Source organism: Halomonas marinisediminis, from assembly GCF_004347715.1.
Taxonomy (GTDB): Bacteria; Pseudomonadota; Gammaproteobacteria; order Pseudomonadales; family Halomonadaceae; genus Halomonas; species Halomonas icarae.
Window position 1 is genome coordinate 1 of record NZ_SLTR01000379.1, and the last position, 280, is coordinate 280.

General features: G+C 66.4%; 1 protein-coding gene. It reads left to right on the forward strand.

The window, feature by feature from the left end; all coding sequences use genetic code 11:
• A partial coding sequence (locus tag E0702_RS17075; RefSeq protein WP_205742039.1) for a hypothetical protein occupies window positions 1–280 on the forward strand: 280 nt, incomplete at both ends.

A 280-nucleotide genomic window follows, 5' to 3' on the forward strand; every position in this document is an offset into this window, starting at 1 on the left:
CGGGGCGGGGGGGATCTCTTTCGGGATCATCGCGGCACTGGACCGCGCGGGGCTGCTCATTCACCAGGCAATCGACACGGGCAGCGCGGAATACGCGGCCCTGCTGGCCGAGGGCGTGGCGCGCGAGGCGATCAGCGTGTTCCGCTACCCCGAACTGCCTAGGGTCGAAGAGGCGCTCTTTCCCGGCGGTTGGGAACAGGCGATGGATCGCAACCTGTCCTTCATCGTCAACCGCCTGAACGAGCGGGTGATCGCGGGCCAGAGCATCGAGACATTGTTG